At 39.3% G+C, this 14682-nt stretch carries 11 protein-coding genes; 9 read left to right on the forward strand and 2 right to left on the reverse strand.

The genetic code is table 11. From position 1 onward, the window contains the following. Positions 1-43: 43 nt before the first annotated feature. Complete coding sequence (locus NSS70_RS01445) at positions 44-1042, forward strand: PLP-dependent cysteine synthase family protein (protein ID WP_339193927.1); 999 nt, start codon at positions 44-46, stop codon at positions 1040-1042. Positions 1043-1729: 687 nt separating this feature from the next. Here NSS70_RS01445 and NSS70_RS01450 read toward each other — a convergent pair. Then, the gene (locus NSS70_RS01450) at positions 1730-2572 is read right to left on the reverse strand and encodes a LysR family transcriptional regulator (RefSeq protein ID WP_063386489.1); all 843 of its coding nucleotides are present in this window, start codon (positions 2570-2572) and stop codon (positions 1730-1732) included. Positions 2573-2971: 399 nt separating this feature from the next. On the opposite strand from NSS70_RS01450, the gene NSS70_RS01455 reads away from it, so the two are divergent. Continuing rightward, entirely contained in the window at positions 2972-4057 is a 1086-nt protein-coding gene (locus NSS70_RS01455) for an NAD(P)H-dependent flavin oxidoreductase (RefSeq protein WP_063386490.1), read from the forward strand. Between the two features lie 363 nt (positions 4058-4420). On the opposite strand, the gene NSS70_RS01460 is transcribed toward NSS70_RS01455, so the two are convergent. Then, positions 4421-5518: an IS4 family transposase gene (locus NSS70_RS01460; RefSeq protein ID WP_340880816.1), complete on the reverse strand. Its 1098-nt coding sequence runs from the start codon at positions 5516-5518 to the stop codon at positions 4421-4423. 183 nt (positions 5519-5701) lie between these two features. On the opposite strand from NSS70_RS01460, the gene NSS70_RS20720 reads away from it, so the two are divergent. The 7 genes from NSS70_RS20720 to NSS70_RS01490 all read left to right on the forward strand — a co-directional run bounded on the left by NSS70_RS20720 (position 5702) and on the right by NSS70_RS01490 (position 14566). After that, positions 5702-5896: a YbfB/YjiJ family MFS transporter gene (locus NSS70_RS20720; RefSeq protein WP_445290594.1), complete on the forward strand. Its 195-nt coding sequence runs from the start codon at positions 5702-5704 to the stop codon at positions 5894-5896. A gap of 639 nt (positions 5897-6535) precedes the next feature. After that, complete coding sequence (locus NSS70_RS01465; RefSeq protein WP_130157041.1) at positions 6536-7807, forward strand: FAD-binding oxidoreductase; 1272 nt, start codon at positions 6536-6538, stop codon at positions 7805-7807. Between the two features lie 2 nt (positions 7808-7809). Continuing rightward, positions 7810-9177 (forward strand): (Fe-S)-binding protein, encoded by a 1368-nt coding sequence (locus NSS70_RS01470; protein WP_063386492.1) that lies wholly within the window; start codon positions 7810-7812, stop codon positions 9175-9177. Beyond that, complete coding sequence (locus tag NSS70_RS01475; RefSeq protein WP_094244931.1) at positions 9168-10625, forward strand: FAD-binding oxidoreductase; 1458 nt, start codon at positions 9168-9170, stop codon at positions 10623-10625. The genes NSS70_RS01470 and NSS70_RS01475 overlap by 10 nt, the downstream gene beginning before the upstream one ends. A gap of 124 nt (positions 10626-10749) precedes the next feature. Further along, positions 10750-12933, forward strand: a complete 2184-nt coding sequence (locus NSS70_RS01480) for a malate synthase G (RefSeq protein ID WP_340880818.1) — start codon at positions 10750-10752, stop codon at positions 12931-12933. A gap of 186 nt (positions 12934-13119) precedes the next feature. Further along, a complete protein-coding gene (locus tag NSS70_RS01485; RefSeq protein ID WP_340882450.1) occupies positions 13120-13542 on the forward strand; it encodes a fumarylacetoacetate hydrolase family protein in 423 nt (140 codons plus the stop codon). A gap of 250 nt (positions 13543-13792) precedes the next feature. Then, positions 13793-14566: an IclR family transcriptional regulator gene (locus NSS70_RS01490; protein ID WP_066250400.1), complete on the forward strand. Its 774-nt coding sequence runs from the start codon at positions 13793-13795 to the stop codon at positions 14564-14566. The last annotated feature ends 116 nt before the right edge of the window (positions 14567-14682 follow it).

A 14682-nucleotide genomic window follows, 5' to 3' on the forward strand; every position in this document is an offset into this window, starting at 1 on the left:
CGGATAAATATAAATTTGTAAACAAAGATGGGAGGAAAAGAGCATGAGTAAGGTTGCTACAAACAAAATTAAGAAATCAATTATTGAGTTAGTGGGCAGAACGCCGCTATTGGAACTCGTGAATTATGAAAAGGAACATCAACTGAAGGCTGAAATTGTTGCAAAACTCGAGTACTTCAATCCGGCAAATAGTGTCAAAGATAGAATTGCAAAGGCAATGATTGAAGACGCTGAAAACCGGGGAGTACTAAAAGAAGGAGCTACGATTTTAGAGACGACTAGTGGGAATACAGGAATTGGATTGGCAGCGATTGCAGCTTCAAAGGGATACAAATTGAGAGTTTATATACAGGATGGGGTGAGTGAAGAAAGAACAAAAGTAATTAGGGCATTTGGAACGGAAGTCATACCATTTTCCGATGTTCCACAAATTGCAGAAACAATTGAAGAAACAGATGGGGACTTTGTAAAAGCGATTAATGTTTTCAGGAAGGAAGTCGTTGAAAAAGAAGAAAATGTTGTTTTTTTAGACCAGCTTTCTAACAAAGCAAACCCAAACATTCATAAAGAAACCACAGGTCCGGAAATTTGGGAAGATACAGATGGCAATATAGATATCTTTGTAGCTACTGTAGGTACAGGCGGAACTATTAGCGGTGCGGGAGCGTATTTAAAGTCGAAAAATCCTAATATAAAAGTGGTTGGAGTAGAACCAGGATGGGCATCTATTGCAACTCTAGAAAATCCTGATATTATCGAAATAACAGGTGTACACAGATTTTCAGATGTAGAAGAGGATAGAATTCCGGATAATGTGCATACGGATGTGATTGATGAAATTATAGAAGTTGAAACAAGCCAAGCTTATGAAGCAGCAAGAGCCGTGGCCAAATCCGATGGTATTCTAGTCGGAACTTCCTCAGGTGCAGCCATATGGGCAGCAACGCAGTTAGCTAAACGTCAAGAAAACAAAGGGAAAAGAATTGTTACAATCCTGCCGGATACTGGATTGAGATATTTATCAACTGACCTTTTTGAATAAGGGAAGTAGGGGCAGTTGCTTACAAGAGGGGACTGTCCCCGCTTGCTTTAAAGGTTTTTGAACAACCCATTGTACAATTGGAGGAAGTTTTCTAATTCAATTCAGCCAGACAGTGATTATGTCCAAGCTGATTTCACTTAACTTACAAAGTTCTGATTCTTGCTCAATTTAACAAAGTGCAAGTGTCTCATGTTGACTTTTAACAATTGCATCTATTTTTTCGTATAACCATTAGCACTGTTTATTTTAATGAACTTTTATTGAAAAGCTTCCAGCTTGCACTGAATTTCTTTGCGGTTACGAATCGCGCCGACTATTTCTCCTAATCCTTATTGCCGTTTTTATATCATTTACCAGTTTGTTTAAACTTTGTAGTTCTTTAAGAATGAAATTTAGTTTTCTTCCTTATGTTTTCCTTTCTTTGCACCTCCTATCGTCTTTCCAAGATTTTTTTTCATTATATATTTATTAAATTGTTTCACCTTTCCTTTCTGGATCAGAATATTTAATTTGGATTTTTTATAAGGCCGGAATTTTACTCAACTTTCGCATCTTAAATTTGATAAGTATGTCTTGATATAGTTGGGTAAAGCCGCAGAGGAAAGGAGTCACTTATCAAAAGAAAAGAAAGCTATTTTATGAATTCAATCATTCATGATTTTCTTGAAAAAACTTGTTGCTTCATTTTTATAGAGTTAAAAGTTCAACAAATTTGTTAAAAGCTAATGTTTTGGCAAGTGACTTACGAGTGATAAACACAGTATCTACGTTTACGTAGTCCTTATCAATGGGATATGTGTATAGACTTTTTGTTAATTTTGACATAGACTCGGGAATCAAAGAAATTCCAACTCCTGCACGAACACAATTTAAAATAGCTTGTGCGGCGTCTACCTCTATTACATTTTGAATCGTTATATGATAGTCGTTCATGATTCTGGTAAACACTTCTCGATAGTAACACCCTTCTTTAAATACAACTAAAGTGCATTCCTTGTTTTTAAGAGGATTGTCAGGAGTATTGGTGATAAGTACCAGTCTTTCTTTAAAAATAACGTTTTCGATAAGATCCGGATGATTAACAGGTCCAGCAACAAATGCACCCTCTATATCATGATGTAAGACCTTATCTATTAATTCTTTTGTGGTACCGGTTTGCAATTTAATTTTTACGTTAGGATAATTAGCTGAATATTGTTTTAATATGTGGGGAAGACGTACATAGGAGGTTGTTTCCATGGAGCCTATGTTTAATTCTCCATCGGGGATTGCCAGTTTATTCATTGCTTTTTCAGCTTCGCGACACAAATTTAAAATCAAATTAGCATAGTTAAGAAAGACTTTGCCGTTCGGTGTGAGAATAACCTCTTTTTTGGTTCTTATAAATAATGGAAAACCTAAACAGCTTTCTAATTTATTTAGTCTAGCCGTAACATTGGGCTGTACATATCCAAGCTCTTTTGCAGCCTTCGTAATCCCCTTATTTTTTGCTATTGCTGCAATGATTCTTAAATCTTGTAGCTCAAACATTATTTCTCCCCCATCACTCAAATTGATTCATAACAACAATTATCATTTTTTTCTATTTTACACCATCAAAATGGGGTCATAAACTATTTATAGAAGACAATTTGCGAAATATTAAAAAAATAAATTTTCATCTTTATACAAGTCAATTTCAGATGAATGTAGAAGCAGCTTGAATGAACAACATGATTTCAGTCCAATAATGTGAATTTTAGGATGGAAGGATGGGAACAAGAGAAATAAAAGAGCCGGACAACTGATGTTTCACTAAGTTTTGGGTGATCGTTTTTTCTGCTGCTGACCAAATCGTATGAATGGCATTATTAATTGAATGCCAACAGCTATGATTATTGTATTGTTAACCTATAGATTTGACGTATATAAGGCAAGGAGGAACATGGCATGTGGAATCATACAAAAATAACAGACAAACTATCAATTAAAATTCCGATTATACAAGCGGGAATGGCGGGAGGGATCACGACCCCCGAGCTTGTTGCTGCTGTATCCAATGCAGGTGGTCTAGGGATGATTGGGGCGGGTTATATGACGCCGGAAAAATTGGAGTCGGATATTCAAAAAATAAAGGAATTGACTTCAAAACCATTTGGTGTCAATCTGTTTGTTCCTGAACATCCGGCAGTCATTCAAGAAGAAATTGAAAGAGCGAATCAACTGCTGGAACCTATCCGCCAAATGTTAGGGATCGAAAAAAAGAATGATGTTCCGCAAATCAACACCTCTGTTTTTGATGAACAAATTCAAATCGTTTTAAAATATGAAGTACCCGTTTGCAGCTTCACATTTGGCATTCCTCAGAGAGAAATTATTCATCAATTAAAGAATAATGGTATTGTCACAATTGGAACAGCCACAACAGTAAAAGAAGCCATATTGAATGAAGAGGCTGGGATGGATATGATTGTCGTTCAAGGCAGTGACGCTGGGGGGCATAGGGGCAGTTTTGCAGGATCCTTTGATGATTCAATGATCGGAACAATGGCCCTTATTCCGCAAGTAGCGGATCATGTTTCAATTCCTATTATTGCAGCTGGCGGTATCATGGATGGCAGAGGAGTTTTAGCTTCTCTTGTATTGGGAGCGCAAGCGGTTCAAATGGGAACAGCCTTTCTTACCTGTATAGAAAGCGGAGCAAATGAACTCCATAAAGAAGCAATATTAAACGGTACCGAAGAACAGGCAGTAATCACTTCAGCATTCAGCGGCAAGCCAGCAAGGGGATTAAAAAATGAATTTATCATCAAAATGAAAGAGCATGAAGATGCTTTGCCAGCTTATCCGATTCAAAATATGCTCACCCAAGATATCCGGTCAGAAGCTGCAAAACAGAAAAATAAAGAGTGGATGTCGCTTTGGTGCGGGCAAAATCCTCGACTAAGCAAAAATTTGCATGCCGCCGAACTGATCGAAACAATCATCAATCAAATAGAAGAAATTATAAGTAACTTCCCATTAATAAAAGGATGACTATGAAACCGCGGCTTACTTTATGCGGCGGTATTATTGCATTGATTATTGTAATGGGGATCAGAAGATTTGCTTATACCTCTATCTTCCCCTACTTGAATATAACTAAATCGATGGCTGGAAATTTGGCTGGAACTTTATTTGTTAGCTTTTTTAATTTGAGAAGATATGAATCAATTTATTTAAAGACAGTAGCGTTGCATAAAAAATAAAAACATTTTATGCGGAATTTTCTGAATAAAATATTTTATAATAAACGAAAAACAAGGCAGTAACCAACTAAAGGTGATCACTATCCATTTGGTAATAAATGTATTTGTTTTATTGTTACATGGCTACTGCGCTTCGCCGACTTTTTTCAACTCATTCCCGTTGAATTCGTTCCACCCACACGGTACTTGGTTTCCAAAGAAAAACGCGAAGCCAACGATAAATCTGGGTGAGAGAATGTTTCGATTTCATTTCAAGTTGAATAAGAATGAGTAAACAGTAAGAAATCAGAGCTAAGTAAACCTGATTTTCTACAGCTTCTGGACTCGTTCCATAAAGATGTTTGAGTGTTAAACGTTGCTTAATCCACTTAAAAAATAATTCAATGGCCCATCGAGAACGATAGATATCACCAAGTTCTTCTGGATCTAGGTCGAATCGGTTCGTAATGATTCGAATTCGATTCCCGTCCGAATCGAATGTTTCGATTAATCGAAAGACATTTTCCGTTCGTTTTTGTGGTGTCCCAATGACCACCATCGAATCAGATAAAATAGAGGAATTGGATGGGACAGAGAACGATTCAAGAAATCGAACATAGGCATTCTTTTTCAGACGGGAGGCGAAAAAGAGGCCTTTATCACAGTAATAATCGAACTTTTCGTAGTCTACATAACCACGATCAAACACGTACATGGCATCTGTTTCGTCGATCAGTTGTTCCATTTGTGTTCGATCATTGTTCCCTGCTGGGGTCATGACCATTTTTTCCGGATAAACCGTATCTTCATTGACAAACACCAGTCGTAAATGAACCTTAATTCCCGACTTCGTTTTGCGAAACGTAGCCCATTGATATTTTTTCAGATTCAGTGAAATGGTCGTAGAATCCACGATTTTTAAGCCACTCACCTGACTGGAGGAATTCGTGGACATCTGGCGGATTTGATTCACTAAATCCAGAAAGATTTCTGCGAGCAATTCGGGTTTTACTTGGCGATGTTTTCGAGAAAGTTGTGAAGCACTAATAGATGTCAATCCTAATTCTCGCTGAAAATCATCCAGTAACGCATCATCGGCGATGGCGCGCAGTTGAAGTTGAGCATGCAAAAACAAAAGTAAATACGCTTTTGTGGTTAATTTTTTCGTATATTTATCTTGTTTCATCTCTTCAATTCTTTGTGTAAATTTAACAGAATTGAGAGGAGTGACCCATTTACCAAATGAAGAAAATAGTGTATCCTTGTCCATAGGCTTCATCCTTTATATTGGATTTGGACAGGGACCACCTGTACCATCCATTATAAAGGATTTTTTTATGGACTTTTTTCAATTCGGAATTTTCGAATTAAATTAATGCAACGCTAGTGATTTAAAGATATTTTTAGCTTTGAACATTTTTACGACTCTGCTCATGGGAATGGTCAGTAAATAATATATTTTGGTACCTTTTCAAGCCTTAGCAGCGGTGTAGTCTTTGTCTTAGTTTCTAGTATAGTGCTTCAAGTATTGAAAAAGCATAATATGCAAATATTTAACGGTTTGTTTTATAGTGGTGTAGGGATTGGGATTTTCTTGTGTAGTATTCTAGTTCCTTTCTTCATTAGTATAAACGGGTGGAAACCATAAACAGCTGTTAAATATCCAATTAATTTGCTGCTGTTGTTCGTTGACATATATTGTACTTTTGAAACAGCTAACGTTTGAACTTCCAGGCATGCGTGTTTAAGTGTTGTTTTAAGCGCTATTCTACCCAAGAACTGGATTTCTTTTCCGAGGGCTATCATTTTGGACTATTCTGAATAATAAGATTTTCCGCTGCCGCTTGTACCATATTTCTTCCAGATACAAAATAATTTTTGTTCAAAAGAGGCTGTTTGGAAAGGACCATAAAAAATTCTTTTTCAATTCAGTCTCTTTTTTTCGTTGATAGGATATTGGCAGGGAGAAAAAAGATAGGGGGCTATACATCAGATCATCTTGACGTACGGTAAGTTTAATAGAATTTCATTTTTCTTATTTTTTTGTAAATTCAAAAAATTCGTTGAAAAATCTTCATAAGAGTGTTTTAATAATTGTAAACATATAACATATCAAATATGTGTAATAAGAGAAGTGTTGCAGTCGATTGAAAGAAAATGATTTAAAACGCTTGTTCTTTTGCGAATTTATAGAAACGGTGTTTCTTATTACAAAACATAGGAGGTGCTTGATTTGCTCCAAGGAGAGTTGTACACAGAATTAAAAGATGTTTTCCCCGAAAGTCAAATGGAAGTAAAGGAAAATGAAGGTCATCCACTTGGAAATGGCGGAAAAGTCGCAGTCTATCCAAAAACTGAAAACGAAATTTCACACATCTTGCAATATGCAAACAAAAATGGGAAAACCGTTTCCATTGTGGGCGGAGGAACAAAGCGGGGGTTTGGCGGTCTAATTGATTCGGCTGATATTTTGCTTTCCTTAGCAAATCTAAAAGGAATCGTCGAGCATACAGTGGGAGATATGACATTAACAGTGAAAGCAGGTACACCATTTCAAGAATTGCAACAGTACTTAGAAGAACATAACCAAAAAATATCTCTAGATCCTGCTTGGCCGGATTATGCGACCATCGGAGGTATTATCGCTGCGAATGAAAGCGGTCCCAAACGTTTGGCATATGGATCCGCCAGAGATGCAGTCATCGGGCTTCGAGTTGTTTATCCAAATGGCAAGGTCATCCGAACAGGCGGAAAGGTCGTGAAAAATGTCGCCGGATATGATATGAACAAACTTTTTGTCGGTTCCATGGGCACTTTGGGGGTTTTGACGGAAATCACTTTAAAACTCCGTCCTTTGCCAAAATATGAAAGCAATGTTCTTTTATCATTTACAGAAGGAGATTTTGCTGAAATGCGATCATTTGCCGCGGCGTTTTTAGATTCGCAGATGGAACCTGTCTCACTGGAACTGATAAGTCCGTCTTTGGCTGAAAAGCTAACGGGTGAAAAATTTTATACATTGGCCATTAGTTTTGAAGATAATGAAAGTTCGGTTCATTACCAAGAATCTTTTCTAAAAAGCATTCAGCCTCCTAAAACGAAAATGACCATTCTTGCTCAAGAGAAAGCGCGCAAGTTTTGGCAATCTTTTTATACAATCAGCCCGAATGGCAGGGTGTCTAATCAGACAGGGGAGACTGAAGCAGTATTGAAAATCGGAGTTGTCAATTTAGATGTCCTAAAAGTTATTAGGGAAAGCCATTTATTACAGGATACGCACAATTTGCTTATCGAAGCCCACGGTGGATTAGGCCACGGATTGTGTCAAATCATTTTAAGAGGCGGCAGCGAAAACGTCATTTCAGCAATTCAGCATTTAAGGAATTTTGTCAAAGAGCTCAATGGGTATGCAGTCATTAAACATTTGCCGTTTATTTTACGCCAGAAAATAGAGGTTTGGGGGGAAAATCCGCCATATTTCTTTCTTTTCAAAGGAATCAAAACAAAGATTGATCCGAACAACATTCTCAATCCGAAGCGATTTGTGGGAGGGATTTAAATATGGGATTAAATGAAAGTGATCTTATCAAAGAACCAGCCTGTCAAACCAACAGCTTCAGCAATTACCTTTGGAGTGATCCGCCTGATGAAAACAAATGGGCGGATTGTGTCCATTGCGGTATGTGTTTAGAATCGTGCCCCACTTATGAGATCACGGGTCAGGAACAGCATTCTCCCCGCGGACGCGTCCATTTGATTAAATCAGTCGCAGAAGGAAAGCTTGAAGTGAACGAACATTTTATGGATCCTGTCTTTGCTTGTCTTGATTGCCGCGCTTGTACTACCGCTTGTCCTGCGGACGTCGATGTAGGGGGATTGATAGAAGAAGCGCGCGGTCAAATTCGCCAAGCCATGCCGTTAAAAGGCTGGAAAAAGGCGGTCAGCCATCTGTTTTTGCATAGTTTGTTTCCGCACCACAATCGCTTGTACACGTTAGGAAATGTGTTGAAATTGTATCAAAAAAGCGGCATGCAAACGTTTGTCCGTAAAACAGGGCTGATCAATATCATACCGCAGCACTTAGCCGAAATGGAAGCGATCATGCCGGAAGTGAAAAAGCCTGTGCGGAAAAAGTACAAACATGAAAAAGTCATTAAAGCAAAAGGAGAAACGAAGAGTACGGTTGCGTTTTTAACTGGCTGCGTAATGGATGTCATGTTCAGCGAAATTAATGAAGCAACAATTAACGTGTTAACTCGAAATGGAAATGACGTTATGATTCCGCAAAATCAAACTTGCTGCGGGGCTCTTCATGTTCATGCAGGTGACCGGGAAATGGGGAGAAAATTAGCGAAACAAAATATTGAAGCATTCCAACATGCTGAAAAAGTAATTGTAAATTCTGCCGGTTGCGGATGTATGTTAAAAGAATATCCGGAGCTGTTCCGTGAAGACCCCGTTTGGCGCCAAAAAGCTGAAACATTTTCAAAAAAGGTGGAAGACATTTCAAAATACCTTTATGACACTGGTTATAAAAGGCCCATCGCCGAAATCAAGGCTCGTGTTGTCTATCATGATGCATGCCATTTAGCTCATGGGCAGGGCATTCGTGACGAACCTCGCAGCCTTCTTCTTGATATACCTGGGGTCGAAATGGTTGAAATGGCGAATGCTGACCGATGCTGCGGCAGTGCTGGCATTTACAATATAACAAATCCGGAGATGGCTAAAGAAGTGCTTGATAGCAAAATGAAGAATGTCCCTAAAGAAGCAGAAATGATTGTAATGGGAAACCCCGGCTGTATGCTGCAGATGGCGATGGGTGTTCAAAAAAACGGAAGAAATCAAAAAATTGTTCATACCGTACAGCTGCTGGATTGGGCGTATCAAAAAGAAGATCGGCTAAAGGAGGGAGAGGAATGTCTCTAAAAGGGATAAGAACAAATGACAAACATATAAAAAACCTTGCAAACATTGTTGAAGGAAACCGTTCCATCTTGTATAAAAAAGAAGATTTATTAGCTTATGATTGCGATGGCTTTACCATTCATCGTCGTTTGCCGAGGGCAGTCGTTTTCCCGAATAATACAGAAGAAGTCGCAAAAATTGTGAAATATTGCCACGAACATGATTTGCCGTTCCTCGCCCGCGGCGCTGGAACTGGTCTCAGCGGCGGGGCGATCCCGTTGAATGGGGAAGTAATCATTAGTCTTGTAAAAATGAAACGCCTTATAAGTGTTGATTTTGAAAACAGGCGTGCAGTAGTGGAACCTGGATTTGTCAACTTAAAACTGACGAACTCCATTTCGGACAAAGGATATTATTATGCGCCTGATCCATCAAGCCAATATTGCTGCACCATCGGCGGAAATGTCGGTGAAAATGCGGGCGGTGCACACTGTCTAAAATATGGTGTGACGACAAATCACATTTTAGGGCTTGAAGTGGTATTGCCAAATGGCGAAGTCATTGAAATAGGCAAGGATGGAATACCTGATGCACCGGGCTATGATTTATTAGGACTTTTAACAGGATCAGAAGGAACTTTAGGAATTGTGACGAAAATAACGGTTCGTATTTTAAAAAACCCGGAAGCAAAGCAAACGGTGCTCGCTTATTTTGACAGCGTTGCGGATGGCAGTCAAGCCGTATCGGACATTATTTCTGCCGGAATTGTACCAGCAGCCCTTGAAATGATGGATCAAATAGCAATAGAAGCGGTTGAAGCGGCAGCGTTTCCTGTCGGCCATCCAAAAGACATTGAAGCGCTTTTGCTCATTGAAGTGGATGGAATATCCGCAGGTATAGACGAGCAAATCCATCAAATTTTAGAAGTTTGCAAGAGAAATCATGTTCGAGAAGTAAAAGTGGCACAAAGTGAAGAGGAAAGAGCTAGATGGTGGGCAAACCGCAAAACTGGATTTGGCGCAATGGGGGCGATCTCTCCTGATTATTTAGTTCAGGATGGTGTGATTCCCCGCAGCAAATTACCCGAAGTGTTAAACAGAATTCACGAAATCAGTCGAGAGTATGGTCTGCGCATCGCAAATATCTTTCATGCTGGCGATGGCAATCTGCACCCGCTTGTACTTTTTGATGCCAGAAAACCGGGCGAAACAGAAAAGGCTTTAAAAGCTGGCAGCGCCTGTTTGCAAGCATGTGCAGATGCCGGCGGATCGATTACAGGTGAACATGGAGTAGGGATCGAGAAAAGAGAAGAGATGCGCTTCATTTTTAGCGACGAAGAAATAGCGGCGCAAACGGATATTCGGGAAGTATTTAATCCGAAAAATTTATTAAATGCCGGGAAGCTCTTCCCAACTCCGGGACGTTGTTTGGAAGTGAAAAAAGAGGGGAAATCTGTTACAGCATCATAAAAAAGAATTTTAAGAAAATTATTGAAATGATTCCATCATCATGTTATCCTTTTTTAAACAATTACGAAACAGTGTTTCGTAATAACAAACAAAAATTATAACATTTAAAGGAGGAATTGTGCCCATGAAAACAAACTATGTAAAAGTCGGCAATTTGAAAGTAGCTGAAAATTTGTATGATTTTATCAACAATGAAGCATTGCCGGGAAGCGGTGTGGAAAAAGATGAATTCTGGCTTCAGTTTGAGAACCTTGTTTATGAACTGACACCTATTAATAAAAATTTGCTTAAGCGTCGTGATGAAATCCAGCAAAAAATCAACGAATGGCACAAAGAACATCGCAACAAATTCAACTTTGAAGCCTATAAATCATTTTTGCAGGAAATCGGCTATTTAGAACAAGAAGTGGAAGACTTTAAGATTACAACAGAAAATGTCGATGACGAAATTGCTCTACAAGCCGGGCCGCAGTTAGTAGTGCCGATTAATAACGCACGGTACGCTCTTAACGCCGCCAATGCCCGATGGGGAAGCCTTTATGACGCTCTTTATGGAACGGATGTCATCAGCGAAGAAGATGGGGCTGAACGAAAAGGAGAGTATAATCCGATTCGCGGGGAAAAAGTCATTGCCTTTTCGAAAAACTTCCTTGATGAAGTAGTGCCGTTGCAAGAACATTTCCACCGAGACGCTGTTCAATACGCAGTTGAAGACGGGAATTTGCTTGTCACTTTAATGAATGGCAAGACAACCGCTCTTAAAGAAAGAGAAAAGTTCGTAGGCTACAGAGGAGAGTCGGATAAACCATCTGCCATTTTATTGAAGAACAACGGTCTTCATATTGAAATCCAGATCGATCGAAGCCATCCAATTGGAAAACATGACGATGCGGGAATTAAAGATATTCTATTGGAAGCGGCTGCTACAACGATTATGGATTGCGAAGATTCTGTGGCGGCAGTGGATGCGGAAGACAAAGTGCTTGTTTATCGCAATTGGCTTGGCCTCATAAAAGGAGATTTGACAGCTACTTTTACAAAAAACGATAAAACGATTACACGTACGCTTAATGCTGACAGAACATACACATCCAAAACAGGAGAAAAGTTCACTCTCCCAGGTCGTTCACTTATGCTCATTCGTAACGTTGGGCATTTGATGACAAATAGTGCAGTGCTCATTGGAGAGGGAGAAGAGATCCCAGAAGGAATATTGGATACGGTTGTAACAAGTTTGATTGCTAAACATTCCCTTTTAGGAAATGGCAAATTTGAAAACTCCAGGAAAGGTTCGATCTACATTGTAAAACCTAAAATGCACGGGTCTGAGGAAGTGGCGTTTGCCAACCTGCTATTTAACTGCGTCGAAGATTTGCTGGGATTAAAACGGAATACGCTGAAAATTGGTGTGATGGATGAGGAACGGCGCACAACTTTGAATTTGAAAGCTTGTATTCGGGAAGTAAAAGATCGTGTTGTATTTATTAACACAGGGTTTTTGGACCGAACTGGCGATGAAATCCATACATCAATGGAAGCAGGTCCGATGATTCGGAAAAATGATATGAAAACATCTCAATGGCTGCAAGCCTATGAACGCTCAAACGTCTATATCGGTTTACAAAGCGGCTTCCAAGGCCGTGCGCAAATTGGAAAAGGCATGTGGGCAATGCCGGACATGATGGCGGAAATGCTCAAGCAAAAGATTGGCCATCTAAAAGCAGGCGGCAATACTGCGTGGGTGCCATCACCAACAGCGGCTACATTGCATGCTCTCCATTATCACCAAGTAAATGTAACAGATGTCCAAAACAAATTGGCTGAAACGATTGAAGATCTCCGTGATGAAATTTTACAAATTCCGGTTGCAGAAAACCCGAATTGGACCCCTGAAGAAATACAAGAAGAGTTAGATAATAATGCACAAGGAATTTTAGGATATGTTGTTCGTTGGGTGGAGTTAGGAATCGGCTGTTCAAAAGTTCCGGATATTAATAATATTGCTTTGATGGAAGACCGGGCAACGTTGCGGATTTCAAGCCAGCATATCGCAAACTGGCTGCATCACGGCATTGTTACGAAAGAACAAGTTCTTGAAACACTTAAGCGGATGGCGAAAATAGTCGACAAGCAAAATGAAAATGAACCTGGCTACCGCCCGATGTCAAAAGATTATGACCGTTCCGTCGCATTTCAAGCTGCGTGTGACCTCGTATTTAAAGGTTATGATCAACCTAACGGCTACACAGAACCGATTTTGCATCGCCGCCGTCTTGAAGCAAAAGCAAAATATGCTGTAAAACAATAACTTCTCATCATGAAGGCATCCTACCAAAGGGTGCCTTCTATTTAAAAGCTACATCTTCCATGCACAAAAACCGATCAAAATCTTTAGTTGCGCGGCTTTGGTTATGAATGAAAAGTTTTATTATGAAGGAGTTGAATGTATGAAAAACCTTCGGGAAAAGGCGCTGGAAGTTCATAAAAATCCGTTATTTGTCCTGAAGAACAGATTGTTATTCCAGAGGGAATAGACAGGGTAAAGTTTGAATCTAAGCTGGCAATTGTCATCGGTAAACAAACGAAAATGGTGCCGGAATCAGAAGCATTGAATTATGTATTTGGGTACACGGTGGGCAACGACGTAACGGCGCCGCAGTTTTCCATGAAGATGGCCATTGGACAATCGGTAAATCGTTTGACACATTCCCCCCTTGGCCCTGTCATTGAAACAGAACTTGATACATTTCGCATTCATGTTGAAGCAAAGTTGAACGGTGTTAAAAAACAAGATAGTTCAACGGAATTAATGATTATTTCCATTCGGAAAATGATTTCCTATTTATCATCTGTCATGACACTTAAACCCGGTGATGTCCTTTTAATAGGAAGTCCGGTTGGAGCCGATTTAGTTTAAGCAGGAGATGTAATTGAATGTGAAATGAAAGGAATCGGCACATTAAAAAATACCGTTGTTGCTGCAAAAAAACGTGTTAACACGTTATGAAGGAAACAATCTTAGTATTCAAATGATAAAGTGAATAATGGAACAGAAAGAACTTGGCAGTTTTTGTTCTTCCTGTCATAATATAAGGGAATCAAGAAAATTTATATGGCGGAATTTGCACTCTAGCAAATTCCGCCAAGATTTTAGAAGGTGAACGGCTGTGGAAAGGGACAATATGGTCAAGTCTGTAAGCAGGGCGTTGGACATTATTCAACTTGTCAGCTTAAAAAAAGAAGGTTTAGGCGTCACAGAGATTGCCAATCAGATTGATATCAACAAAAGCTCCGTGTATCGAATCTTATCTACACTTGCCCGGTACGGCTATATTGAACAAGATTCCGAAACAGGACGATATAAACTGGGGTATAAATTTTTGGAAATCAGTTCGAAGCTATTAGAATCGATTGATCTTCGCAAAGAAGCAAAACCTTTCCTGCAAAAATTAGAAAATGAGACGAACGAAGTCATCCATCTGGTTGTTTATGACCAAGGAGAAGTCGTTTATATTGAAAAATTGGAAGGAAATGAAACGCTGCGCATGCATTCGAAAGTCGGAAAGCGTGCCCCAATGCATTGCACCTCTGTAGGGAAGGCCATTCTCGCCAATTTGCCGTCAAGTGTCGTTTTAGACATCCTTGACAGAAAAGGGTTGCCGATGCATACGAAAAATACGATTACGAATAAGGATGCATTTTTGAAAGAGCTCATTCGAGTAAAACAACAAGGATATGCACTAGATTTAGAAGAAAACGAATATGGGATTCGTTGTATTGCCGCCCCAATTTTTGATCATTTGGGGAAGGTCATTGCTGCCGTGAGCGTATCAGGACCAACCATTCGAATGACAGATGAGAGGCTCAAACAACTTCAGCCGCGGATGATTGAAATAGGAAAGCAAATTTCTGCTCGGCTTGGTTTTGTTGACTATGCTTGAGTAATACCTTCGCCTTATTTGAATTGGATTTCGATCCAACTTTTCAAATAGGGCAAGGGTTTGATTATTACATAACAAAGGAATTAGTTAATGATAAAAAATTCAGAAAATATTGA

Source organism: Aeribacillus sp. FSL K6-2848 (assembly GCF_038004325.1).
Taxonomy (GTDB): domain Bacteria; phylum Bacillota; class Bacilli; order Bacillales; family Aeribacillaceae; genus Aeribacillus; species Aeribacillus composti.